This window comes from Xenorhabdus szentirmaii DSM 16338 (assembly GCF_002632585.1).
Classification (GTDB): domain Bacteria; phylum Pseudomonadota; class Gammaproteobacteria; order Enterobacterales; family Enterobacteriaceae; genus Xenorhabdus; species Xenorhabdus szentirmaii.
The window spans coordinates 1-1,345 of the sequence record NZ_NIBV01000019.1; the positions used below are offsets into that span (position 1 = coordinate 1).

The window sequence follows — 1,345 nt, forward strand, 5'->3', positions numbered from 1 at the left end:
ACTTCGAGGTATTCCAGCTTGCGGCCACGATGCTCAGCGGTCTTGATGTCCCGCTGGTACTGGTGCAGCAGGGCAATGCTCTGAATCAGCGTGAGATACTTCATATGGTCGCGGCGGGGGCGGGTTTTGTCTGACAGGAAGGTCAACTGGCTGGCGTAGGGATTCACCACATTCAGGGGCTTAAGCAGCCGCTGGGCGTTCTGGTGAAGCGCCGTCAGATACTCCCGCTCGTTTTCAGCCAGCAATCCTTCGAGGGTTTGCTTATGGCGCTGTAACGCATGGATGGCTTCCGTTTGTTCACGGGATTCATTGACCGTCAGCACCAGACAGCGGTTGAGCAGCTCTTCATCCACATCAATGGCGGTTGTGGTCAGCATCAGCATCACCGGGCCTTTCACCGTGTAGCTTTTGGTGACGAGGTTCCCGGTTGCTTCGTCCTTGCCCGTGCTTGCCATGGTCAGCTCGCCGTCACTCTGCAACAGCTTGAGCGCATAGGCCGCCTGCCGTACCCCTTCTTCTTCGGCGATAGCCAGTATCTTATGTTGCAGGTTGGTTTCACCGAGGTAGAACAGGCTCTGGCCGGTCATGGCGCTGTACTGGATGCGCTCTTCTTCCGGTATCAGGTTGAGCACCGCCTCCATTAAGGACGATTTCCCGGCGGCGCTGCTGCTTTGTATCAGGACGGCTAAGGGTTTGGGCAGTTTGCGGCTGACGGCGGCCAGATAGCCTGCCAACAGGTTGGTTGATTCACCGACAACCCCGCAGGCGCTCAGGTCAGCGGTGATACGGCTGATAAGTTCGGGGTCTTTCAGCAAGGCTTCGGCGGCGTGTTGTTCATCCGCACTCAGGGAGTTAGCGGCCTGCGCCGTGTCCGCCTCTGCCCATGTACGTTGTTCCAGCACCAGTAACACCCGCCCCAGCTCACGCTTAATCAGCGTATCCGGCAAGGCCAGCTCCTGAGAAGCCTGACGCACGAAGGCCGACCGGGCACGGGCGCTCAGGATATCGAGGCTGTCCACGAACAGTGCTCCGCTGGCTTTGTCGATTAACTGCACATTCACTTTCATCACCGTGGCACCGGCTTTCTGTTGCGCCCCGCGTATCCGCCATTCCTGCCCGTCCTGCCGGACAACGATATCCCCGTTGTCGGCAAGCGTCGTGACCACACCCGGTTCAGGCACCAAAGCCGCCGCAGGGACTGACACGGTGGCGGCGGCATTTTGGTCTGCCAGCGGCGTTTTTGTGGGTTCACCGAGCCACTGTGCTGCGTCCAGTAACTGGCCGAAGGCATTTTCTGGATTGGCGACTTCGCAGCTAAAGCGATTGGCATCGCAGCCTTCGGGGA

General features: G+C 59.1%; 1 pseudogene. It reads right to left on the minus strand.

Features of this window, described 5'->3' with window-relative positions:
* Positions 1 to 1,345: pseudogene (locus Xsze_RS21385) on the minus strand (DNA primase); the annotation flags it as partial.